General features: G+C 65.5%; 23 protein-coding genes. 9 read left to right on the top strand and 14 right to left on the bottom strand.

Annotated features, from left to right (window positions below; all coding sequences use genetic code 11):
* The 3 genes from Q0319_RS12490 to Q0319_RS12480 all read right to left on the bottom strand — a co-directional run bounded on the left by Q0319_RS12490 (window position 1) and on the right by Q0319_RS12480 (window position 4329).
* Window positions 1-1341: a phospholipase A gene (locus Q0319_RS12490; RefSeq protein ID WP_296469670.1), complete on the bottom strand. Its 1341-nt coding sequence runs from the start codon at window positions 1339-1341 to the stop codon at window positions 1-3.
* 79 nt (window positions 1342-1420) lie between these two features.
* Window positions 1421-3112 carry a long-chain-fatty-acid--CoA ligase gene (locus Q0319_RS12485; RefSeq protein WP_299452947.1) on the bottom strand — a complete coding sequence of 564 codons (1692 nt, stop codon included), beginning with the start codon at window positions 3110-3112 and terminating at the stop codon, window positions 1421-1423.
* A gap of 41 nt (window positions 3113-3153) precedes the next feature.
* The gene (locus tag Q0319_RS12480; protein ID WP_296469673.1) at window positions 3154-4329 is read right to left on the bottom strand and encodes an aminopeptidase; all 1176 of its coding nucleotides are present in this window, start codon (window positions 4327-4329) and stop codon (window positions 3154-3156) included.
* 253 nt (window positions 4330-4582) lie between these two features.
* On the opposite strand from Q0319_RS12480, the gene Q0319_RS12475 reads away from it, so the two are divergent.
* Window positions 4583-5791: a M20 aminoacylase family protein gene (locus Q0319_RS12475; RefSeq protein ID WP_296469292.1), complete on the top strand. Its 1209-nt coding sequence runs from the start codon at window positions 4583-4585 to the stop codon at window positions 5789-5791.
* Here Q0319_RS12475 and Q0319_RS12470 read toward each other — a convergent pair.
* On the bottom strand, window positions 5757-7040 hold the full coding sequence (locus Q0319_RS12470; protein WP_296469294.1) for a glycerate kinase: 1284 nt from the start codon (window positions 7038-7040) through the stop codon (window positions 5757-5759). The two genes, Q0319_RS12475 and Q0319_RS12470, sit on opposite strands and share 35 nt — an antisense overlap.
* Window positions 7041-7167: 127 nt before the next feature.
* On the bottom strand, window positions 7168-7878 hold the full coding sequence (locus Q0319_RS12465; protein ID WP_296469296.1) for a glutathione binding-like protein: 711 nt from the start codon (window positions 7876-7878) through the stop codon (window positions 7168-7170).
* A gap of 110 nt (window positions 7879-7988) precedes the next feature.
* Between Q0319_RS12465 and Q0319_RS12460 the strand changes: the two genes are divergently transcribed.
* Window positions 7989-9272: a citrate synthase family protein gene (locus tag Q0319_RS12460; protein WP_296469298.1), complete on the top strand. Its 1284-nt coding sequence runs from the start codon at window positions 7989-7991 to the stop codon at window positions 9270-9272.
* A gap of 3 nt (window positions 9273-9275) precedes the next feature.
* On the opposite strand, the gene Q0319_RS12455 is transcribed toward Q0319_RS12460, so the two are convergent.
* Window positions 9276-10172 (bottom strand): alpha/beta hydrolase, encoded by an 897-nt coding sequence (locus Q0319_RS12455; protein WP_296469300.1) that lies wholly within the window; start codon window positions 10170-10172, stop codon window positions 9276-9278.
* Between the two features lie 18 nt (window positions 10173-10190).
* Window positions 10191-11258 carry a tartrate dehydrogenase gene (locus tag Q0319_RS12450; RefSeq protein ID WP_296469302.1) on the bottom strand — a complete coding sequence of 356 codons (1068 nt, stop codon included), beginning with the start codon at window positions 11256-11258 and terminating at the stop codon, window positions 10191-10193.
* A 129-nt stretch (window positions 11259-11387) separates the two neighbouring features.
* Here Q0319_RS12450 and Q0319_RS12445 point away from each other — a divergent pair, with 129 nt between their 5' ends.
* A complete protein-coding gene (locus Q0319_RS12445) occupies window positions 11388-12308 on the top strand; it encodes a LysR family transcriptional regulator (protein ID WP_296469305.1) in 921 nt (306 codons plus the stop codon).
* 144 nt (window positions 12309-12452) lie between these two features.
* On the opposite strand, the gene Q0319_RS12440 is transcribed toward Q0319_RS12445, so the two are convergent.
* From Q0319_RS12440 to Q0319_RS12415, 6 genes are all read right to left on the bottom strand, one after another.
* Window positions 12453-13187, bottom strand: a complete 735-nt coding sequence (locus Q0319_RS12440; RefSeq protein WP_296469413.1) for an amino acid ABC transporter ATP-binding protein — start codon at window positions 13185-13187, stop codon at window positions 12453-12455.
* 43 nt (window positions 13188-13230) lie between these two features.
* A complete protein-coding gene (locus Q0319_RS12435) occupies window positions 13231-13923 on the bottom strand; it encodes an ABC transporter permease subunit (protein ID WP_296469410.1) in 693 nt (230 codons plus the stop codon).
* Between the two features lie 12 nt (window positions 13924-13935).
* Window positions 13936-14688, bottom strand: coding sequence for an amino acid ABC transporter permease (locus Q0319_RS12430; RefSeq protein WP_296469408.1), 753 nt, complete (start codon window positions 14686-14688; stop codon window positions 13936-13938).
* A 131-nt stretch (window positions 14689-14819) separates the two neighbouring features.
* Window positions 14820-15725 (bottom strand): amino acid ABC transporter substrate-binding protein, encoded by a 906-nt coding sequence (locus tag Q0319_RS12425; protein WP_296469406.1) that lies wholly within the window; start codon window positions 15723-15725, stop codon window positions 14820-14822.
* Between the two features lie 243 nt (window positions 15726-15968).
* Window positions 15969-17408: an aspartate ammonia-lyase gene (aspA, locus tag Q0319_RS12420; RefSeq protein ID WP_299452935.1), complete on the bottom strand. Its 1440-nt coding sequence runs from the start codon at window positions 17406-17408 to the stop codon at window positions 15969-15971.
* Window positions 17409-17559: 151 nt separating this feature from the next.
* Entirely contained in the window at window positions 17560-18471 is a 912-nt protein-coding gene (locus tag Q0319_RS12415) for a LysR family transcriptional regulator (RefSeq protein WP_296469402.1), read from the bottom strand.
* Window positions 18472-18647: 176 nt separating this feature from the next.
* On the opposite strand from Q0319_RS12415, the gene Q0319_RS12410 reads away from it, so the two are divergent.
* Together Q0319_RS12410 and Q0319_RS12405 are read left to right on the top strand one after the other, a co-directional pair.
* Window positions 18648-19019 carry an acyl-CoA thioesterase gene (locus tag Q0319_RS12410; RefSeq protein WP_296469414.1) on the top strand — a complete coding sequence of 124 codons (372 nt, stop codon included), beginning with the start codon at window positions 18648-18650 and terminating at the stop codon, window positions 19017-19019.
* A gap of 183 nt (window positions 19020-19202) precedes the next feature.
* Window positions 19203-19805 (top strand): carbon monoxide dehydrogenase subunit G, encoded by a 603-nt coding sequence (locus tag Q0319_RS12405; RefSeq protein ID WP_296469400.1) that lies wholly within the window; start codon window positions 19203-19205, stop codon window positions 19803-19805.
* 13 nt (window positions 19806-19818) lie between these two features.
* Here Q0319_RS12405 and Q0319_RS12400 read toward each other — a convergent pair whose 3' ends face one another.
* Window positions 19819-21159, bottom strand: coding sequence for an MFS transporter (locus Q0319_RS12400; RefSeq protein WP_299453053.1), 1341 nt, complete (start codon window positions 21157-21159; stop codon window positions 19819-19821).
* Window positions 21160-21383: 224 nt separating this feature from the next.
* Between Q0319_RS12400 and Q0319_RS12395 the strand changes: the two genes are divergently transcribed.
* From Q0319_RS12395 to Q0319_RS12380, 4 genes are all read left to right on the top strand, one after another.
* On the top strand, window positions 21384-21962 hold the full coding sequence (locus Q0319_RS12395) for a type 1 glutamine amidotransferase domain-containing protein (RefSeq protein ID WP_296465135.1): 579 nt from the start codon (window positions 21384-21386) through the stop codon (window positions 21960-21962).
* Between the two features lie 92 nt (window positions 21963-22054).
* A complete protein-coding gene (locus Q0319_RS12390; RefSeq protein WP_296465137.1) occupies window positions 22055-22408 on the top strand; it encodes a YciI family protein in 354 nt (117 codons plus the stop codon).
* Window positions 22409-22538: 130 nt separating this feature from the next.
* Window positions 22539-22952, top strand: coding sequence for a YciI family protein (locus tag Q0319_RS12385; protein WP_299452930.1), 414 nt, complete (start codon window positions 22539-22541; stop codon window positions 22950-22952).
* Between the two features lie 39 nt (window positions 22953-22991).
* Window positions 22992-23399 (top strand): VOC family protein, encoded by a 408-nt coding sequence (locus Q0319_RS12380; RefSeq protein WP_296465141.1) that lies wholly within the window; start codon window positions 22992-22994, stop codon window positions 23397-23399.
* Window positions 23400-23401: the final 2 nt, after the last annotated feature.

Genomic DNA, 23401 nt, shown 5'->3' with positions numbered 1-23401 from the left:
TCAGCGTACGACCATCAGGCCAATGCGCACCTGCGACTTGGCCCGCACGTTGTAGTCCAGCAGCGTTTCGCCATAGCCGTTGAAGTACTGGACGTGCAGGAAGCCGTTCAGTTTGCCCAGGCCGAGCTTGCGCAGCGGATAGGCCATGTCGACTTGCAGCGAGCCCTTCTCGTGCCCTTTGCGCGCCAGGGCCGACACCATGAGGCCATCGTCCCTGGCCCAGCGGAGCTGGTAATCGACGTGGCCGCGGTAGTCCGCAATGTCGGGGTTGCCCTTGCGCGTGACGTAGTACTTGATCTTGGGGCCGAAACTCAGGGTGCTGCCATCCTCGAAGCGGTAGCGCAGCGTCGGGCGCGCGTACAAGGAGTTGATGGCCCGCGAGTCGTCGTCGCCGCGGCCGTTGGACTCATGCTCGAATCCTCCGTCGAATCCGAGAGACTTGCGGCGGTCCGGCGACTCCCAGACGCGCTCGGACAGCCAAAACACCGACGGGCGATAGCTGCTGTCGCGGAAGGGTGCGGAGTTCTCGCCGATGTCCCAAAGCGAGGTTTGCGTGTAGCCGAGGTAGAGGTTGTTCAAGAAACCGCTCTCCCGCTCGTCGTCGGGTTGGAACAACCGGAACTTCAGGCTGATCTGGAAACGCGCGTTCAGGTGTGGCCGGGCGCCGAGGCTGAAGTAAACAGGCTCGTAGGGCGAAAGCGCGCTGCGGAAGCGATCGAGCACAGAGCGATCGTCGCTCGCGGCGGGCGGCGGCCCTTGCTGCGCCGTGCTGCGCGCCGCACCGTCGTCCACTAGGTCGCCCGTGCCTGCCAGCACGCCCGCATCCGGAACCCGGGCCCCACCGGGCGCGGCCGGATCGACGATGGGACCGACCGCCGGCGCTGCGACGATCTCGCCCCTCTCGGCCGATGTGGCGTCGAGGGCCAGCAGCACAGGCTCGCCTTCGATTGCAATGGCCTGCAATCCGCGGGCCTGTGCGGGAACGGTCACCGACCAGCTGGCCCGCGAGAATTGCCCCACCGGGACCTGGAGCACGGCGCGTCCGCCGTCCAGGCGCGCGGGCGTGCGAACGACGTTGCCCTGGGCGTCCCGCCACTGCAGGATGAGCTCCTGGGGGGCGTCCCAGGTTGCCGTGGCATTGCCTTCGTTGAAGAACATGGCTTCGACGCGCACGGTTTCGCCCGGCCCGGCCTGCAGCCGGTCCAGCCGGAACGTCACGCCCGCCTCTGCGCCCTGCAGGGGCACCAGCGCCGCTGCGACACAAGCGCCGAGGGGCACCAGCGCGCGATGCAAGTGGCCGCGCCCGCTACCGCGGAGGCGGCCTGCTGTCTTACTCAGCATCAACTCTCCCGAACGACGCCCCGCTGGGGCAGATGACGCAATTGTAGGGGCAGCGCCAGCCTTCGCGGACACGCCTGGCCTATGCGCCCTGCCCGCCCGCGCGCAATTCACGGCGCAAAATCTTGCCAACGTTGCTCTTGGGCAATTCCTCGCGGAACTCGACGTGGCGCGGACGCTTGTACCCCGTCAACCGGTCGCGGCAGAAGTCCTTGATGTCTTGTTCGGTCAGTGCCGGGTCGCGCTTGACCACGACGACCTTCACCACCTCTCCCGAATGCTCGTCGGGCACGCCTATGGCTGCACATTCGAGCACGCCGGGATGCTGCGAGACCACGGCTTCGACATCGTTGGGATAGACGTTGAACCCGGACACCAGGATCATGTCCTTCTTGCGGTCCACGATGCGGATGTAGCCGCGTTCGTCCATGATGCCGATGTCGCCCGTCTTGAAGAAACCGTCCGGCGTGAGTACGCGCGCGGTCTCTTCGGGCATGTTCCAGTAGCCCGCCATGACCTGCGGCCCGCGCAGGGCGATCTCCCCCTGCTCCCCATGCGGCACGGGCTTGCCGTCGTCATCGAGGATCGCGGCTTCCGTCGACGGCAGCGGGATGCCGATGGTGCCCGAGTACGCCTTGATGTTGATGGGCGTGCAGCAAGCCACCGGCGAGGTTTCGGACAAGCCATAACCCTCGCACAACGGAGACCCGGTCACGGCCACCCAGCGGTCGGCCACGGCCTTCTGCACGGCCATGCCGCCGCCCACGCTCACGCGTAGCCCCGAGAAATCAAGCGAGGCGAATTCCGCGTTGTGCAGCAGGGCGTTGAATAGCGTGTTGACGCCGGGAAACAGCGTGAAGCGATAACCCGACAGCGTCTTCACCATCTCCGGAATGTTGCGAGGGTTGGTGATCATCACGTTCAACCCGCCTGCGTGCATGCCCAACAGCGCGCATACCGTCAGTCCGAAGATGTGATAGAGCGGCAGCGCGCAGACAAAAATCTCCTGCGCCCGCAATCCGTCCGCGGCCGCAGGCCTGTCGCCGGTCAACAGCCAGGCGTCGGACTGCAAGACGTTGGCGGCCACGTTCCGGTGCAGCAGGATCGCTCCCTTGGCCACGCCGGTGGTGCCGCCCGTGTATTGCAGGAAAGCGATGTCGTCGGGGCCGACCTCCACGGGCTCGAGCGGCAGGCGGGCGCCCCAGGCCAAGGCCTGCCTGAAGGTGACGGCACCCGGCAGGTGAAAAGGCGGCACCAGCTTCTTGACCCGGCGCACGGCGAAATCGACCACCCTGCCCTTGATGGCCCCCAGCAAGTCGCCCATGGCGGCAACGACCACGTGCCGCACGGCGGTGGCCGACATGACCTTCTGCAAAGTGTGGGCAAAGTTCTCCAGGATGATGATGGCCTGGGCGCCACTGTCCTTCAATTGGTGTTCGAGTTCCGGCGCGCTATAGAGCGGATTGACGTTGACGACCGTGTAACCGGCGCGCAGCACGGCCGCGATGGCGACCGGATACTGCAGGATGTTCGGCATCATCAGGGCCACGCGCGCGCCGCGCTCCAGGCCCAGCGACTGCAGCCATGCCGCCAACTGGCGCGACAGGCGGTCGACGTCGCGGAAGGCAAGGGTCTTACCCATGCAGACGAAGGCCGGGCGCGCCGCGAACTTTTCGAACGCCTCCTCCAGCAACTGGACCAGGGATCGATATCTATCCGGATCGATCTCGGCGGGAACGCCTGGCGGGTAATGCGCCAACCACGGTTTGTCCATTGATTGTCTCCTGCATGGGTCCATGCCGCATCGTCGCACGGCTACCGGGCGGATGATAGCGGAGCCGCCTGGAGCCGTTCGGTCTCCCGTTCCAGCACGCGCCGCCGCTCCGCATATGGCATCCGCGCCAGCGTGCGCGCCTGGGCAAGGAAAGGCGCCAGGCTGCCGTCATGGCAGGGCCCACAGCGATCCGCCATGGCACGCAAGGCCGGCACCCACTGCTGGTACGTGCCGATCGCGGCGAAATGCGCGTTGTTGAGCGGCTGCCCCATCCATGCGTCATAGCCGGAAAAGCCGTCCCATTTCTCGCGCTTGATGCGCTCGTAGCGTTCGCGCAGGCCCGCGATGATCTCGGCCTTGCGCGCGCGCAGCCTGGCGGCTTCCTCCGGTTCCAGGCCGGCGGGCCCGGGAGACACGGGCGGCGGGCCGTGGCGCCCGCCCGCCTCGCCATAGGCCTGCGCCAACTGCCGGCGCGTTTCCATCAGCAACTCGATGAAATCGCGCCGGCGCCGGTCGAAAGCCTCGTAGGCCGGCCGCAGGCTCCGGTTCTCCGGCAGGTCCAGCCAACGCTCGACGCCTATCCGCTCCACCACCGTCGCCAGGGATTCGTTGAAGCTCGTATCGTTCTTCGCATAGACGGCCTGGTGCGTCAACTCATGGAAAACCAGGCGCGCCACTTCGCCCGGCGGCAGGCGGATGAAGGTATTGACCAGGGGATCGGCATACCAGCCCAGCGTCGAATAGGCCGGAACGCCGCCCACGTAGACGTCCCACCCCTGCGCGCGGAGGGCATCGGCAGCCTTTTTCGCCTCTGCCTCGCTGTAGTAGCCCCGGTAGTCGAGACAGCCGACGATGAGGAAACACGAGGGCTTGAGGCGCAGCGACAGCTCGGGCGCCGCGAATACGTTCCAGACGACGTAAGGACGCTTGACGTCGGCATAGCGGGTATAGCTGTCGTTGTCCGGCAGCCCGAGCACCTCGCTCGCATAACGCCGGGCAGACTGCGCATAACGCAAACGGGTGCGCAGGTCCTCGGGCGTGGACGGATCGGCCAGGACCTGCTCCAGCGGGCGCGCGGCCTGCAGCAGCGCCGAGTGACCGGCGATGGACTGCATGTAGTACTCCAGGTTGGCGCAACCGGCCAGCGCCACCGCCAGAACCAGCGCGCAAAGCCCCCTCCACCGGGGCGGGCGCGCCCGTCTCGTTACACTCGCCATATACAAGCTCATTGGTGATAATGAGTATGGTAACCGTCGCGCTCGGGCACCCGAAGCCCCACCCCCCGGCGCTCCTTCGCCGCTCCCATTGCCGCCATGGCCCGCCCTGTCGCGGCGCACCCCGGCAGGGCGGCCACTCATTCAGGAGGTACGAAATGGAACGATCCCCCCATTCCCTGCGTTCGCGGATTCGCGCAGAGGCAAGCCGGACCTGCGGGGAAGCGGCCTCCCGACGACCTGGCGGAGCCGGCCTATGACGAATCTCTACGAACCCATCGTTGCATTCCAAGGAGAGCTCAAGGCGATACGCCGCGACCTGCATGCCCATCCGGAACTGTGCTTCGAGGAGCATCGCACTTCGGACACCATTGCCCGCCTGCTCGAAAGCTGGGGCATACCCGTCGTGCGGGGCCTGGGCAAGACAGGGCTGGTAGGCGTGCTGGAGGGCAAGGACACGAACGGCCCCGCCATCGGCCTGCGCGCCGACATGGACGCCCTCCCGCTGCAGGAACTCAATAGTTTCGCCCACGCCAGCGTGCACCCGGGCAAGATGCACGCCTGTGGCCACGACGGCCACTGCGCGATGCTGCTGGGCGCGGCCCGCTACCTTGCTGCCCACCGCGATTTTTCGGGCACGGTCTACCTCATCTTCCAGCCCGCCGAAGAAGGCGAAGGCGGCGGCCGGGCCATGATCGAAGACGGCCTGTTCACGCGATTCCCCATGGAGGCCGTGTTCGGGATGCACAACTGGCCGGGCATCCCGGTCGGGCATTTCGCCGTGACGCCCGGCCCCATGATGGCCTCCAGCAACGACTTCCGCATTACGGTCAAGGGCAAGGGCTCGCACGCCGCCCTGCCTCACTTGGGCACCGATCCGGTCATGATCGCCGTCCAGATCGCCCAGGGCCTGCAAACCATCCTGACTCGCAACAAGAAGCCGATCGACACTGCGGTCCTGAGCATCACCCAGATTCATGCGGGCACGACCACCAACATCGTTCCCGACGAGGCCGTGATGGTGGGCACGGTACGCACGTTCACCATCGAGGTGCTCGACTTGATCGAATCGCGCATGCGGGACATCGCCCAAGGCGCGGCCCTTGCCTACGGCGCCCAGGTCGAGGTCGATTTCCAGCGGAAGTACCCGCCGCTGGTCAATCACCCCGGGCCCACGAAGTTCGTGACGGGCGTGCTGCAATCGCTGGTCGGCGCCGAGCGCGTCGACGCGCAGACCGAGCCGACCATGGGTGCCGAAGACTTTGCCTTCATGCTGCAGGAAAAGCCGGGCTGCTACGTATTCATTGGCAACGGCGACGGCGCGCACCGCGAGGCGGGCCACGGCCTCGGCCCGTGCACGCTGCACAACGGCAGCTACGACTTCAACGACGAGCTGCTGCCCTTGGGCGCCAGCTTCTGGGTAAAGCTGGTCAACGACTGGTTCGCGCAGCCTCGATCAGGATGACGCGATAGTCGTTGACGTTGGTGAGCGTGGGGCCGGTCATCACCAAGGTATCGAGCTCGCGGAAGTATCCCCACGCATCGTTGGCGTCGAGCCAGCGCGCTGGCGCGAGCCCGCGAGCCATCGCCTGCCGCAGGCGTTCGCTGTCCCACCATGCGCCCGCGTTGTCCTCGCTGCCGTCTATGCCGTCGGTATCGCAGGCCAACGCGGAGATCCCGTGCTCGTTGCCGAGCTCCGCCGCGAGCGACAACAGGAACTCCGTGCAGCGCCCGCCACGGCCGCTGCCGCGGACGGTCACGGTGCATTCTCCCCCTGACACCAGGGCCACCGGCGCATCGAACGGTTCGCCGTGGCGCCGTATCTGCCGCGCCAGCGCCGCGTAGACTTTCGCGACTTCGCGGGCTTCTCCCGTCACGGTGTCGCCCAGCACCACCGCCTGGATGCCCGCGCGCCGCAGCACGCGCGCGCCCGCCTGCAGGCTTTGCTGGGCGGTGGCGATGACCCGGTTCTCCACGCGCGCAAAGACCGGGTCGTTCTCCTTGGGCGTTTCGGGGTGGCGCCCGGCCGCGCCGCCTTCCAGCCATTCGCGCACCGGTGGCGGCGCCTGCACGCCATGCCGCCGCAAGACATCGAGGGCATCGGCATAGGTACTGGGATCGGGCACCGTGGGCCCGGAGGCAATGGCCGAGGGATCATCGCCCGCCACATCCGATATGATCAACCCCAAGACCCTGGCGCGGGTCGCTGCGGCCAGCCGTCCGCCCTGCAGCTGCGACAAGTGCTTGCGCACCACGTTCATGGACTCGATCGGCGCGCCGCTGCGCAACAGCGCTTGGGTGACCTCCCTCAATGCCGCCATGGGCACCTGCGGCACTGGCAGCGAAAGCAGGCTGGACCCACCGCCCGAGATGAGCGCGATAAGCAAGTCGTCCTCTCCGAGCCCGGAGGCGAGCCGGAGAATGTCGCTCGCTGCCTGTTCGCCCGCCGCGTCGGGAACCGGATGGCCGGCCTCGACGCACGCGATGCGGCCGAGCGGCAAGCCGTGCCCGTAGCGCGTCACGACCAGGCCCGACAACGGCGCCTCGGCGGGCCACGCCGCTTCGACCGCGCGCGCCATGCTCGCCGCTGCCTTCCCGGCGCCGACCACCACGGTGCGTCCGCGTGGCGGCGAAGGAAGGTGAGGTGCGATGATTTGCAAGGGGTCGGCCGCGGCAACCGCTGCCTGGAATGATTCCAATAAAAGCTGATGCATAACGCTCGAGGCGGGTGAGTCGGGTGTCATGCCATTATGGTGGGCGACGGTGGCTTGGCTAGCTGGATGAAATCCCTATTCCCTTCGTCGAAGCCGGGCACACTCCGCGCCCACCCTTCGACACCCCTCAAGCCGCGGGCGCTGCCGGTATCAGCAAGCCGCGCTGCACGGCAGGCCGCGCCAGGAAAGCGTCGAGCACGCGCGTCACATTGGGGAAATCGGCAATTCCCACCAACTCGCCGGCCCCGTAAAAGCCCACGAGCGTACGCACCCACGGGAAGATGGCGATGTCGGCGATGCCGTATTCATCGCCCATTATCCAAGCCTTGTCCTTCAACTGCCCGTCGAGCACGCCCAGCAAGCGGCGCGATTCGGCAACGTAGCGATCGCGCGGCCGCTTGTCTTCGTAATCCTTGCCGGCGAATTTGTAGAAGAAGCCGACCTGACCGAACATCGGCCCGATGCCGCCCATCTGGAACATGACCCACTGCAGGGCCTGGAAGCGGCCGGCGGGGTCCTCGGGAATGAAACGCCCCGTCTTTTGTGCGAGGTAGTACAGAATCGCGCCTGATTCGAACAAAGGCAGCGGCTTGCCGCCGGGGCCGTCGGGATCGATGATGGCCGGGATCTTGTTGTTCGGATTGAGCGACAAGAACTCGGGCGACAGCTGCTCCTGCTTATCGAAGGCGACCCGATGCGGTTCGTAAGGCAGGCCGGTTTCCTCCAGCATGATCGAGGCCTTGACGCCATTGGGCGTCGGCAGCGAATAAAGCTGGATGCGGTCAGGATGCCGGGCCGGCCATTTGCGGGTAATGGGGAAAGCAGAGAGGTCGGTCATGAAACGCCCTTCCTGAAGTCAAAGCCAACACCGTACACTATTTGCCCCGCGACACGCGATATCTCCATACCTGTTCAATATGCGCGGCCCGGTTGCCGCGCGCCTACCCCATGAACCGCACCCAGGAAGAAGCAGCGCCGCGCAAGGACTACCTCAGCGCCCAGGAGGCGGTCGCATTGCTCGGCATCCGCATGCAGACCTTGTATGCCTACGTCAGCAAGGGCTGGATACGCAGCGTCAAGCAGGCCGACACGAGAAAGCGCCTGTACCTGCACGAAGACATCCTGCGCGTCAAGGCGCGGTCCACTGCCCGCTCCGGGCACGGCGTCGTCGCGGCGTCGGCCATGAACTGGGGCGAACCCATCATTCCGACGTCCATCACGGAAATCCGGCCGGACGGCCCGTATTACCGCGGGCATTCGGCGGTGCGGCTCGCGCGCGCCCACGCCAGCTACGAAGCGGTCAGCGAGTTGTTGTGGACGGGCGTCTGGGACGATACCCCGCGAAGCTGGGAAACGGGCATGACGCCTGCACAGCGCGCCATGCTGCTGGACTCGCTCGCGCCGCCGAAGTCCAACAGCGGCCTGCTCGAAATCATGGCGATCGTGACGCTGCGCCTGGGCATGTCGCGCGGTTCAGTGGAAGACCGGGTACGGGGCGGGCACATGCATGAAGCCGCACGACAGCTCATCAAGACCCTGGCGGGTTGCTTCGGGCTGGTCTCGCGCAAGCGCCGCTTCCATCCGATACCCGACGAGGCCTCGATGGCCGAAGGCCTGCTCACCGCGCTCGACATCCCGGCCACTCCCGCCAACCTCGAAGCAATGGAGGCCTTTCTCGTCCTGTTCGCCGACCACGAGCTCTCGCCCAGCACCTTCGCGGCGCGGGTCGCCGCCTCGGGCGGCTCGAGCCTGCATAGCTGCGTCGCCTCGGCCATATGCAGCTCGGCGGGCATCCACCTGGGCCGCATGTACGACCGCATCGAAGATTTCCTCGGCAGCGCGGATACGAGCGCCGGCCTCCTGCAACGGGCGCGCGAACATCACAGCCGCGGATCGAGCATTCCGGGCTTTGGCCACCCGCTCTATCCCAAAGGGGACGAGCGCGCGGCCATGTTGATCGAGCTGGCGCGCAAGCGTCCCCGGCAAAAGGCCGCGCTCGAGCGCATCTACCCTTTCATCGAGTCCGTCGAGCGCGAGTTCGGGCTCCATCCACGCCACGAGCTCGGCGCCATCGTGCTTGCCATCGCCATGGGCGTGCCGCGCCAATCGGTAGGCACGCTATTCACGCTGGCCCGCATGGCCGGCTGGGTAGCGCACGTGCAGGAACAGCGCCTGAGCGGCATGCTGCTGCGGCCGCGGGCCAAGTTCGTCGGTTCGGCCAGCGAACCCTGACCCTCAGGAGGCCGGCCAGAACGCCTGCACCTCGGTCCACAACGCGTCCGGCGCCTCCTCGGCGATGTAATGGCCGCAGTCGAGTGCGCGGCCGTCCACGGCGGACGCCTGTGCGCGCCACAACGCCAGCACGTCGAAATAGCGCCCCACCACGCCGCGGCCGCCCCATAGCACCCGCAGCGGGCATTCGATGCGCCGGCCCGCCTGGCGGTCGGCCTGGTCGTGCTCGAGGTCGATCGCCGCCGCAGCCCGGTAATCCTCGCATATCGCATGCGGCCAATGCGCATGGCGCGCACAGCGTTCATATTCTGCGAGCGCCCGGGGATCGAACGGCTTCAATCCGGCGTGGCGCCCGCCCATGATGGACCGCACGAAAAACGCCGGGTCGGCCTCGATCAGCCGTTCCGGGAACGGTGCCGGCTGAATGAGCCAGAACCAGTGGTAGTAAGCCTGTGCGAACCCGCGCGTCGTGCCTTCGTACATATCCAGCGTGGGCGCGATGTCGAGCAGCATCATGCGCTCGACGCGCCCGGGGTGGTCGAGCGCCAGCCGATGCGCGACGCGCGCCCCGCGGTCGTGCGCCAAGATGCTGAAACGCTCGTATCCGATCGCGCGCATGACCTCCACGGCATCGAGCGCCATGGCGCGCTTGGAGAATGCGACGTGGCCGGCGGGCTCCTCGGCGGGCATGCCGCTGTCCCCGTAGCCGCGCAGGTCGATTGCCACGCAGGTGAAGCGCGCAGTCAACCGCGACCACAGCTTGTGCCACATGGCCTGGGTTTGCGGATGGCCGTGCATGAGCAGCAGCGCCGGACCGGCGCCACCCACCCGCGCGGCAATCTCAACGCCGTTCACATGCAAGCGCTGGAGCCGGGTTTCGAACATCGAGATTTCGGACATGACGCCTCCGACTGAGGGTTACGCGCGCGCCACGATCTCGGCCACGGCCTTGCCCACGTCCGCCGTGACTGCCTTGCCGCCCATGTCGGGCGTGCGCGGGCCTTCGGCCAGCACTGTTTCGATGGCCGAGAGGATGGCATCGTGCGCCTGCTTGTAGCCCAGGAACTCCAGCATCAAGGCGCCAGACCAGATTTGCGCGATGGGGTTCGCAATGCCCTTGCCGGCTATGTCGGGCGCAGAGCCGTGGACGGGCTCGAACAGGGACGGGAAGCGGCGATCGGGATTGAGGTTGGCCGACGGCGCAATGCCTATGGTCCCGGTGCAGGCAGGACCGAGGTCGGAGAGGATGTCGCCGAACAGGTTGGAGGCCACGACCACGTCGAACCAGTCCGGATGCAACACGAAGTTGGCCGTGAGGATATCGATGTGGAATTTGTCCACGCGCACGTCGGGATAATTGCCCGCCATGGCCTGGACCCGTTCGTCCCAATACGGCATGGTGATGGCAATGCCATTGGACTTGGTGGCGGAGGTCAGGTGCTTGGCGGGACGCGAAGCGGCGAGCTCGAACGCGAACTTCAAGACGCGATCCACCCCCGTGCGGGTCATGACCGTTTCTTGCAGCACGACTTCGCGCTCGGTGCCCTCGAACATGCGGCCTCCCACGCTGGAATACTCACCTTCGGTGTTCTCGCGCACCACGTAGAAATCGATTTCGCCCGGCTTGCGGTTGGCCAGCGGCGAAGGCACGCCCGGCATCAGGCGCACGGGCCGCAAATTCACGTATTGGTCGAATTCACGCCGGAACTTCAGCAAGGAGCCCCAGAGCGAGACGTGATCGGGCACCGTCGCAGGCCAGCCGACTGCGCCGAAGAAAATCGCGTCGTGCCCGCCGATGCGCTCTTTCCAGTCGGCCGGCAGCATGTCGCCGTGCTTGACGTAGTAGTCGCACGAAGCGAAATCGAATTCATCGAATGTGAGGCCGATGCCGAACCGCGTCGCGGCCGCTTCGAGCACGCGCAGACCCTCGGGAACCACTTCCGTACCGATACCGTCGCCCGGTATCACGGCAATGCGATGGACCATGGATGGATTTTCCTCGTCGTAGTCGGTTCAGCGCCGAGGCGCTGGGTGGATGGGATGGGAAACAGTGTATCGCTTGCTTGCCCTTAATAATTGAACCGGATAAAAACTATTATTGAACTGGATTCAACAATGGACCCCATCTCGGATCTTGGCTTTTTCTCGCTGCTCGTGCGCCAAGGCAGCCTGTCCGCGGCGGCGCGGGAGCTCGGGCTTTCCACGCCGGCCGTCAGCAAGCGACTGCAACGGCTGGAGCGGCGCCTGGGCGTGCGGCTGCTCCACCGCACCACCCGCCGCATCGCGCTCACGGACGAAGGCGAGGTGTACCTGCGCGACGGCACGCGCATCCTGGGCGAAGTCGAAGAGCTCGAACATACGGTCGGACGCAGCCGCGACGAGCCGCGCGGACTGCTGCGCATCAATGCGACGCTCGGGTTCGGACGCCACCACATCGCACCCGCCGTTTCCGACTTCGTCAAGCGCTTTCCTTCAGTCCAGGCACAGCTCCACCTGACCGATCGCCCCGCGAACCTGCTGGATGAGTCCTTCGACGTATACATCCGCATCGGCGACCTGCCCGATGCCCGCCTCATCGCCCGCAAGATCGCGTCGAACCGCAGGCTGCTTTGCGCTTCGCCGATTTATCTCAAGCATCACCCGGCGCCCAAGTCTCCCCGCGACCTGGCGCATCACCCGTGCATCGTCATCCGCGAAAACGATCACCCCTACGGCACCTGGCATTTGCATTCGGGCCACCGCAAGGAAACGGTGAAAGTGCGCGGGCCGCTGAGTGCGAACGACGGCGAGAGCGCACTGCTCTGGGCGCTCGAGGGCCACGGGATCATCATGCGTTCGGAGTGGGAGGTCGGTGCGTACCTGCGGTCGGGCAGGCTGGTGGCGGTGCTGGAGGATTGGCATACGCCGTCGGCGGATATTTTTGCGCTGTACCCGGAGAGGCAGCATTTGTCGGCGAAGACGACGGCGTTCGTGGAGTTCTTGGCCGAGCGATTCGCGCATCGCAGGCGGGAGCGGGACGGGGGACTCTCGTGGTGAGGGGTTCGGCGTCTCTTTGGCGTGCTTGGGACGGGGGTTCGCTGGGGCGGGCGAGCGAAGCCGGGCCCGGCTTCGCCGGCGGCGCATGATTTCCGGGCGCCGCACGGCTCTCCTGAGGCCGCCCGCGCCCGGAAGCCAGGAGCTTCAATGCGGCAATATCTTGGAGAGGAACTGGCGCGCGCGCTCGGAGCGCTCGCCCCGGGGATCGAAGAATTCGTCCTTGCCCGTGTCTTCGACGATGCGGCCGCCGTCCATGAAGATGACGCGATCGGCGACCTTGCGGGCAAAGCCCATTTCGTGGGTGACGACCATCATGGTCATGCCTTCTTTGGCGAGGTCGACCATGACGTCGAGGACTTCATTGACCATTTCCGGGTCGAGCGCGGAGGTGGGCTCGTCGAACAGCATGGCGATGGGGTCCATCGAGAGCGCGCGGGCAATCGCGACCCGCTGCTGCTGGCCTCCGGAGAGCTGGCCGGGATACTTGGATTGATGGGCCTTGAGGCCGACCCGGTCGAGCAATTTGAGCGCGCGGTCGGCGGCTTCGTCTTTGCCCCGCCCCAGCACTTTCGTCTGCGCCAAGGTCAAGTTGTCCAATACGGAGAGATGCGGGAACAGTTCGAAATGCTGGAACACCATGCCGACTTTGGCGCGCAGCTTGGGCAGGTCGGTCTTGGGATCGCCCACGGAGATGCCGTTGACGATGATTTCGCCCTGCTGGAAAGGCTCGAGCGCATTGACGGTCTTGATCAGCGTTGATTTTCCCGACCCAGACGGGCCGCATACCACGACCACCTCGCCTGCGCCAATGGAGGTCGTGCAGTCGGTGAGGACCTGGAACGATCCATACCATTTACTGACGTGTTTGATCTCGATCATGCGAGACTCCTGTATGACGATTCATTCCGGCGCGCACGCGCTGCTAGCGGACGATGGCGACGCGCTGCTGGAGAACGCGTACCAGCCTCGAGGCCGTGAAGCAGATGATGAAATAGACCAGCGCAGCGAAGACGTACATCTCGACCAACCGGCCATCGCGCTGTGCCACCTTGGAGGCGGCGCCGAGAAAGTCAGTGATCGATAGCACGTACACCAGGGACGTATCCTGGAACAGCACGATGGTCTGCGTGAGCAGGACGGGGATCATGTTCCGGAAGGCCTGCGGCAGGATGACCGACCCCATGGTCTGCCAGTAGTTCAGCCCCAGCGCATAGGCGGCGTAGGTCTGCCCGCGCGAGACGGACTGTATGCCGGCGCGCATGATCTCGCAGAAAAAGGCCGCCTCGAACATGGTGAAGGTAATGACCGACGACCAAAAGGCACCGACCTGGATGGGGGTGGGAGACCCGATGACCCAAGCGCCGATGTACGGCACGAGAAAGTAGAACCAGAAGATCACCAGCAGCAGCGGCAGCGAGCGCATCAGGTTCACGTACGTCCCCGCCACCGCCGACAGCCAACGGAAGCGCGACAGGCGCATCATCGCGAGCAGGGTGCCGAAAATAATGCCCCCGACGGTTGCCATGGCCGTCAAGGTCAGCGTGAACGTCATGCCCTCCTTGAACAGATAAGGCAGCGAACGCCAGATGACGTCGAAGTCGAAATCGCTGAACATCGCGGCCTCCCCTCAGTGCGATCCGCCGCGCATGGGGCCGATGAATCCCGGCACGGCCACGCGGCGCTCGACCCAGCGCATGAATGTCACGACGATGAGGCTGAGGATGAGATACAGCACCGTGGCAGCCGCGAACGCCTCGAACACCTGGAAGCTGAACTCCTGCATGGAGCGCGCCCGGCCCGTCAGCTCGAGCAGCCCTATGGTCATCGCCACCGACGAGTTCTTGATGATGTTCATGAACTCGGACGTGAGCGGTGGCAGGATCACACGGTAGGCAATGGGCAGCAACACGTAGCGATAGACCTGCGCCTCGCGCAGGCCCAATGCAGTGGCCGCCATGCGCTGCCCTCGCGGCAATGATTGGATGCCGGCCCGTATCTGTTCCGCCACGCGCGCCGAGGTGAAGAATCCCAGGCAAAGCACGGCCGGCCAGTACGCGCCCCACGGCGGCGCGATCTGCTTGATGGCGGTTCCCCACGCTTCCGGCAAGGCCTCTGGCATGACGTAATACCAGAGGAAGAGCTGCACTAGCAGGGGAATGTTGCGGAACAGTTCGACGTAGGCTTCGGCCAGGCGCGCCGCCCATTTCACCGGCGTGGTGCGGATGACGCCAATGATCGAGCCCATCACGAAGGCAAGCACCCAGGCCGCCAGCGCCGTGGCGACAGTCCATTGCAGCCCCGACAGCATCGTGTCCAGGTAGGTCCCCTGCCCGTCGGGGGACAGCTCCCAGAAGATCTTCCAGTTCCAGTTGTAATTCATCACCGCTCCGGCGAGATTGCATCGTCCAGCCGCCGGGCCGGACCGATAAAACCAGGGGACCGCGTAGGTCCCCTGGAGTCTTGCTCAGTCATGCGCATGCATGGCGGATTGCCTGGCCGGCCGCTCACGCATCAACGGTAGGCCGCCGGATCGCCCGAGTCGGTCGGGTTCGCGATGGCTTTCTTGAGCGAATCGCTCATGGGCACCTTCAAGTTGACGTTGCGCGGCGGAATCGGAGAGTTGAACCATTTCTGGTAGAGCTTCTCCAGCTCGCCGGACTTCATCAGCGCCACCACGGCGTCGTCCACGACCTTCTTGAACGCCGGATCGTTCTTCGGTTCGATGACGCCGTAAGGCTCGACGGTGTAAGCCTTGCTGCTGACCATCCATTGATCCGGATTCTTGGAGCTCGCCACCAGTCCGTACAACAGGATGTCGTCCATGAAGAACGCCGCGGCACGGCCGCTGTCGACCATCAGGAACGCATCGGCATGGTCCTTGGCAGGAATGATCTGCATGCCCAGGTTTTCCTTGCCGTTGGTTTCGGTCAGCCACTTCAGGTTGCTGGTCCCGGCGGTGGAGACCACCGTCTTGCCCTTGAAGTCGGGAAGGTCGTTCAGGTTGGCGCTTTTCTTGGCAACGAAGCGCGTCGCGGTGACGAAGGTGGTCGGCGCGAACGAGACCTGCTGCTGGCGTTCCACGTTATTGGTGGTGGAGCCGCATTCGAGGTCGACGGTGCCGTTGGCGATGAGGGGGATGCGCGTGGCCGAGGTGACGGGCGAAAGCGCGATGTTGAGCTTGGGCAGATTCAGGTGGGCCTTGATTGCATCGGCGATCTTGTAGCAGATGTCCATCGAGTAGCCGATGGGTTGCTGCTTGTCGTCCAGGTAAGAGAAGGGGATGGACGAGTCGCGGTAACCGAGCGTCAGCGTTCCGGTGTCTTTGATTTTCTTGAGCCGGCCGGTGAGGTCCTGGGCCGAGACAGACGATGCGGCGACCAGAGCGAGCGCGGCGGAGAACAGCACGAACTTCTTCATGGAATCTCCTTCCTGGATGGGACGGCCCGAGTGTAGCAACAAGCGGGCGGCACGGACATGGCTTTTTACCCTGCCGTGCGAGGAGCGAAGGGTGTTCGCGCGCGCCCCGGGAAGGTGCGCGGCGCGCCGCATTTTCGTGCAGGAGGGGGAGAGAAACCCGAAAAGTCCGCGTCCGGCGACGCAGGCACCGATAGGCGCGGCGGGGCGCAGGCCCGTATCGGGCGCATCGAAGCCGCCGACGACTCAAGCCGCGACCTTGTCCTTCCTGTATCGATAAGGCTTGGTCAATACCTCGGGCTTGAGCACCTGGGCGAGTGTCTCCGCATCCAACAGGCCAGCCTCCAGCACCAGCTCCGCCACCGGGCGGCCCGTCCGCATCGCCTCGCGCGCGATGCGCGTGGCGGCTTCGTAGCCGATGACCGGGTTGAGCGCCGTCGCCAGTCCCGCGGACCGCTTCACGGTGTCCATCAGTCGCTCGCGATTGGCCGTAATGCCCTTGACGCAGTTGTGCGTCAGGGTGGCGCACGCCGCTTCCAGGTGGGAAATACTCTTGGCCAGGCTCCACGCGATGATGGGCTCGAACGCGTTGAGCTGCAGCTGTCCGGCCTCCGACGCCATGGTGATCGTCATGTCGTTGCCGATCACCTCATAGGCGACTTGGTTCACCACTTCCGGAATGATCGGATTGACCTTGCCCGGCATGATCGAACTGCCCGCGGCGCGTTCGGGAAGATTGATCTCGTTGAGGCCGGCTTGCGGCCCGGACGAAAGCAGGCGCAAGTCGTTGCAGGTCTTGGAAAGCTTGCAGGCCACGCGTTTGAGCACGCCCGACAGCTGCACGAATGCGCCGGTGTCCTGCGTCGCCTCGATCATGTTGGCGGCCCGCACTAGCGGCAGGCCGGTGATCTCGGCCAGGTATTTCACGGCGAGCGGGCTGTAGTCTGGGTCCGTGTTGATGCCGGTGCCGATGGCGGTGGCGCCGAGGTTCACTTCCAGCATCAGGGCACGCGCCTCGGCGAGCCGCGCCTCATCCTCGCCCAGCATGACTGCATAGGTCAGGAACTCTTGGCCCAGCGTCATCGGCACGGCGTCCTGGAGCTGCGTGCGGCCCATTTTCAGGACGTCGTCGAACTCCAGCGACTTCGCCTCGAACGCTGCGCGCAGCTCCGCCATGGCAGACATCAATCTCTGCAGCGCAAAGCACATGGCGATGCGCAAGGCCGTGGGGTAAACATCGTTGGTGCTCTGCGAGGCGTTGACGTCCTGGATGGGGTGCAGCAGGTCGTAGCGTCCCTTCTCCGCACCCATGAGCTCCAGCGCACGGTTGGCGATGACCTCGTTGGCATTCATGTTGGTGGACGTGCCTGCGCCACCTTGGATCACATCGACGATGAATTGATCGTGCAACGCGCCGTCGATGATCTCCTGGCAGGCCTGCACGATGAAGCCTGCGCGGTCGGGAGGCAGGATGCCCAGGTCGCGGTTGGCGCGCGCCGCGGCCAGCTTGACGCACGCCAGCGCGCGCACTAGGTCGGGCTGGCCACCGATGGTCGAGCCGGAAATGGGAAAATTCTCGCGCGCCCGCAGCGTGTGGATGCCCCAATAGGCATCGGCGGGAATCTCCCGCTCGCCGAGAAGATCGTGTTCGATGCGATAAGCACCCGAGGTAGCGGTACTGCTCATAGGTCGTTCCATTGCGATTTCGCCGCACGGTGCGGCGCTGGGAAACACTCACTATATGCAGGCGCTTCTCGGGAGGGCCAATGCCATGTTCGCATTGGCCGATGTTTTTTTTGCATTCCCAGGGAGCCACCCAGGGCATGCGCGCGGCGACTCAGCGCGAGTGCGACAAATAGCGCCAGAGCGCGTCGACCAGTGGCTTGGCGGAACCGCCCGCAGGTGGCCTTTCGCGATACAGGCGGATCTCCATGGTTTCGGTGTAGGCCGCGCCGGCGCAGGCCAGGCGCCGGGACGCGACCTCCCGGGTGACGGCGCTCTCGGGCAGGAAGGCAACGCCGTGCCCTTCGAGTGCCATGGCCTTCAGGCCTTCGGCCATGTCGGTCTCATACTGTTCGTCGAGCGCAGGCCGGGGCTGGGCCGCCGAAAGAATGAGCTCGGCAATGCGACCCAGGTAGGCGTTGGGCGCGTAGGCGAGGTAAGGCGCCGGCTGCGTCTCGCCCAGCACGTATTGGGGCGTGCCGTCGGGATTGCTGCGCGCATAGGGATAGACTGCCTCGGTGCCAAGCACCAGGACGTCATAGTGGCGCGGATCCAGTTGCACCGGCAGGCTCGGGTGGTAATAGACCATGGCCAGGTCGCTGCCGCCCTGCACCAGGCTCATGGCTGCGTCGTGCACGTTCAGCGCCATCAAGCGCGCGGTGAAGCGGGGCAGCCCTGCTTCGGCGCGAATGCGGCTCAGCCATTGCGGGAAAAAGGTCAGCGACAGGGTATGCGGCACGGCAAAGTCCAGCACCGCCTGGGAAGCCGGCCGCATGCCGCGCAGCATGGCGCGGGTTTCTTCCAGCTTGGCGAGCATGGCGATGGCCTCGGCCCGGAAGGTCTCTCCCGCCGGGGTCAGGCGCGTGGGATACACGGTGCGGTCGACCAGGTCGGTACCCACCCAGGCCTCGAGCGCCTGGATTCGGCGCGAGAAGGCGGGCTGCGTGATGTGCCGGAGTTCCGCGGCCCGCGAAAACGACCGTGTTTCAGCGAGCGCGATGAAGTCCTCGAGCCATTTGGCTTCCATGCTTGCAACCGTGGAGGAACAGAGAAAAATTGTACCGTGGGCCGGATCGCGGCCGACTACACTTGCCCGTTTTGCGGGGCGGCCACGAGCCCAACCGCGTTTTTTCTCCGGAGTCCGACGTGACCACTTCTCTTCCGTATCCTCCCCCTGCCCCCGGTTCCCTGCCTGAAGGCCAGATGCCCGTGCTGCGCGTCATCCCGATGCCGGCCGACGCCAACCCCTCGGGTGACGTATTCGGCGGGTGGATCATGGCCCAGGTGGACCTGGCCGGGTCCGTGCCCGCGCAGGGCCGCGCGAACGGCCGGGTCGCCACCGTCGCGGTGACCTCCTTCGTCTTCAAACAACCCGTCTTCGTCGGCGATCTGCTGAGTTTTTACGCCCACATCGTCAAGACCGGGCGCACGTCCATCACGGTCGCGGTAGAGGTCTATGCCGAGCGCATACGCCTGAACTCAGAGGTCGTGAAGGTGACGGAAGCGACGCTCGTGTACGTGGCAACCGACGCGCAGCGGCGCCCCAGGCCCCTGCCGGACCTGCGGGCCGGGTGATTGCGCGTCGCGCCGCCGGCGGCGGGCGGCCATGCGTCGCCCCTGTGCGGGCAAGGGGCAGGCTGGACAACTCTGGGCGTTCGGTGGCACATTGACCACAGGGCGCCTCGCCCAGGCCAAGCCGGCTCAGACCGGCCTGCTCACCCGGCGGCATGCCCGCCCATACGGCGAAGGAGACACATCATGGAACTATCTGGTTCGCGCCTGATTCCTGCGTCTCAAGAGCGCACCTGGCAAAAGCTCATCGCCCCCGAGACCCTCAAGGTCTGCATCAGCGGATGCGAGAAGGTCGAGCGGATTTCCGAGCATGAATACCGCGTGAACCTGCGTGCCGACGTCGGCCCCGTCTCTGCCCGCTTCGAAGCCTTCCTGGAGCTCTCTGACATCCGTCCCCCGCACGCCTATCACTTGCGCTTCGAAGGAACGGGCGGCGCGGCCGGTTCGGCCAAGGGCTACGCCGACATCCGGCTTGCGCCGGAGGCTGGCGGCACGCGGCTTTCCTATGCTGCGCACGCCGACCTGGAAGGCGGGCTGAGCCAGCTGCGGCCCGACCAAGCGGAGAAAATCGCGCGCAAGATGATGGACAACTTCTTCGCGCTGTTCTCCGTATGCGCCTCGCCGGCGCTCGATCGCCCGGCCCCCCGGCGGCCGCGCAACGCCCGCCCGGCCGCCGCGGCCCCAAGCCATGCCTTGCACATGCCCGCGCAATGGCTCAACCGGCTATCGTGGCTGCTCGTGCTTTGCGTGATCGGCGGGCTGGTGGCTTACCACACCTTCATGCGCTGAAGCGTGGCGGCGCTCAGCGCCGCACGTTCTTCATCTTGATGCGCAGCGAAAGCGCCATCATGGCGGCGCAGAGGACGACCGCCGTGACCAGGCCCGCCTTGATGCCGGTGACCACGGAAGTGCGCGCGATGACGATGCCCACGAGCGCCGTTCCCACGGCGCTGCCGAGCATGCGCGTCGTCTGGATCAACGCAGAGGCGACGCCGACGTCGCGGCGCTCGGCGATCATCTGCATGAACAGCGTCAGGTTGGGGATGATGAACCCCAGCCCGACACCTGAAATACAGAAGGCCGAAACGGCAAAGGCCATCGAGGCGCCGCGCTCGAGCAACGTGACCCCCACGCATCCCACCGCGAGTAGCACTGCGCCGAACACCATCAGGCGCTGGGGCTGGGTCTGGGTGGGAAACATCCTGCCGTTGATGACGCTACCCACCGGGATGCCGGCCACGAGCGGCGCGAGGATCATCCCGGCCTCGGTCGGCGACAGGCCGATCTCGGTCTGCAGCAGCAGGGGCCCGTAATAGATCAGGACGAACATCACGGCGCCCGTCATCACGCCGACGACATTCAAGAGCTGTGACTCCCGCGGCTCGAGCACGCGCAGCGGAAACATGGGCTGCTCGGGCTTGCGTTCGTACCACACCAGCAACGCGACCGACAGGGCCGCCAACCCCATGAATGCCAGGCCCAGCACGGGACGCGCGGGCGCCGAAAAGCCGAGCTCCAGCGCCGCCATGGGCATGCCCACGGCCAATGCCAGCAAGACACCGCCGAGCCAGTCTATGCGCGGCGCACGCAGGAGCTTGGGCTTGAGCAGGGGGAAATACAAGAACAGCATCACGAAGGCGACGACGCCCATCAGCGGGCTGACGAAGAAAGCCGCCCGCCAGCCTAGGTGCTCCGTGACTACGCCGCCCAGCATCGGTCCGACGCCGCTGGCGATGGCGAATGCCGTCGAAAGCACGGCCTGCCAACGGACCCGGCTCAAGGCATCCGGAAACAGGTCCGCCGGCGCCGCGAAGGCGGTAGCGATCATCATGCCGCCGCCTATGCCCTGCAGCGTGCGGGCGGCGATGAGATGCGGCATCGACATGCTCAGGCCGCATAGCGCCGAACCGAGGACCACGAGGGCGATGGAGACGAGGATGAAATACTTGCGGCCGAACAGGTCGCCGAGCCTGCCGAAAATCGGAATCACCACGGCCGAAGCCAGCAAATAGCCCGTGCCTACCCAGGCATAAAGCGACATGCCGCCGAGCTCGCCCACCACGCGCGGAAGAATCGTGCCAACGATGGTGGAGTCGAGCGCCACCAGCATGACGACCGCGCACAGCCCTGCCAGGGCCAGCATCAACTGGCGCCGGTCCTTGACCGGCGACTCCAATTCTGGCGGCCGCGACAGAACCTCGCCGCCCGCTTCGGGGGGGCTAGGGAAGGAAGTAGATGGGTCTGACATTGTGTCCAATGATACGCGTTTAGGGTAATCCCGAACACCCTCGACCGCCCCGTTTCCGGGCACGGAGGTTGCTGCCCGTCCGGTTCGAGCACGTGCTCTATCCCCACCGGAGACGATTCATGGAAAAGGCGTTGCGAGGATTGAGCGTCGCCATCTTGGCGACCGACAACTTCGAACAAGTGGAGCTGACGAGCCCCAAGGAGGCCCTGGAGCAAGCCGGCGCGACGGTGCGCATCCTGTCGGCCGAGGCGGGCCGCATACGCGGCATGAAACACGACGAAAAGGCGGATAGCTTCAAGGTGGACCTCAGCTGGAACGACGCCGAGCCGGGGGATTTCGCCGGCGCCGTGGTACCCGGCGGGGTATTCAATGCCGACGTCATCCGGATGGAAGAAGGCGCCCGCCGTTTCGTGCAGGCCATCCACAACCAGGGCAAGCCGGTAGCGGTCATCTGCCACGGCGCATGGCTGCTGATCTCGGCCGGCCTGGTCGACGGCAGGCAGTTGACGAGCTGGCCTTCTTTGCAGGACGACATCCGCAACGCAGGTGGCGAATGGGTGGACGAGGAAGTGGTGCTCGACGGCAACCTGATCACCAGCCGCAAGCCGGCGGACCTGCCCGCATTCAATGAAAAGCTGATCGCGGCCCTTGCCACGGTGGAGAAATCGGACGCCCCCGCCGGCGCCCAGCCGACCTAGCCTGCCCCGGGCCGTGAAAAACCCGCGGAAATCTGCAAGAATCGGCGCTCCACCATCGTGGCCGCCGCGCCGCCCTTGCCCTAGCGAGCTCCATGGCCTACATGCTCCTCGTCGTCGAACCCATCGGCCAGCGTGCCGAACGCACCGAACAGGCAGGCCGCGATCTCTACGATCGCATGCTTGCATTCCGGGACGATCTCCAAGCCCGTGGGCAGCTGATCGCCGCGGAGTCCCTGGCCTCGCAGGCCCATGCCGTCCGCGTCCGGAAGCAGGACGGCCGCGTGCGCCTGGTCGATGGCCCGTTTGCCGAGGCCAAGGAGATGATAGGGGGCTTCTTCCTGCTGAACTGCGCGACCCGCGAGGAGGCCCTGGCGATCGCCCAAGCCTGCCCGGCGGCGGAATGGTGCACGATCGAAGTCCGGGAAGTCGCCCCCTGCTACCGCTAGCCCCGTCGCGACAGGATCCCGGCTAGGTATTTTCCCGGAAGAACGCCCATGCGGTGTCGATCCGCCCCACGCTCGATCGTCGTCCGGACGAGAGCCTGGGAAAGGCTTGCACCCCACCGGAGATACCGCCATGCGATTCATGATCATCGTCCGGGCCACGCCCGGCACCGAAGCGGGCGTCATGCCCGAAGAATCCCTGCTGAACGCGATGACGACCTACCACGAGGAGTTGGCACGCGCCGGCGTGCTCCTGGACGCCAGCGGCCTGAAGCCGTCCTCCCACGGTTGGCGCATCCAATACCGGAACGGCAAGCGCACGGTCATCGACGGCCCGTTTGCCGAAACCAAGGAGCTGATCGCAGGATACACACTGATCGAGGTACGTTCCCGCGAAGAGGCCAGGGAATGGGCCAGCCGCTTTCCGGCCCCCATGGGCGAAACCGCCGACGGCGAGATCGAAGTGCGCGAACTCTACGAGCTCGAGGATTTCGAGCATAGCGAGGCGATCGACCGTTTCCGCCGCATCGAAACCGGGCGCCGCTGAGCGGACGCCCTCGCCACGAACGAGAAAAGGAGAGTACCCATGCGCAATCAAATTTTCGTGAACCTGCCGGTGGCGGACCTGCCCCGCTCCATGGATTTTTTCGGCAAGCTGGGCTTTACCTTCAATCCCCAGTTCACCAACGACAAGGCGGCATGCATGATCATCTGCGAAAACATTTACGCCATGCTGCTGACGAAAGATTTTTTCCAGTCCTTCATCGACAAGGAAATTAGCGACGCTACGCGCAGCACGGAGGTGCTGCTCGCGCTCAGTTGCGACAACCGGGAGGAAGTCGACGAGCTGGTCGCCAAGGCGGTGTCGGCCGGGGGCAAGGCGACGCGCCCGGCCCAGGACCATGGGTTCATGTATTCGCGCAGCTTCGACGATCCCGATGGCCACATCTGGGAGGTCTTCTACATGGACCCTGACACCGTCCAGCAAGGGTGAAC

Source organism: uncultured Pigmentiphaga sp. (assembly GCF_937950555.1).
Lineage (GTDB): Bacteria > Pseudomonadota > Gammaproteobacteria > Burkholderiales > Burkholderiaceae_B > Pigmentiphaga.
Note: the sequence above shows the minus strand (reverse complement) of the source record. Positions and strands in the feature narration are given on the sequence as shown.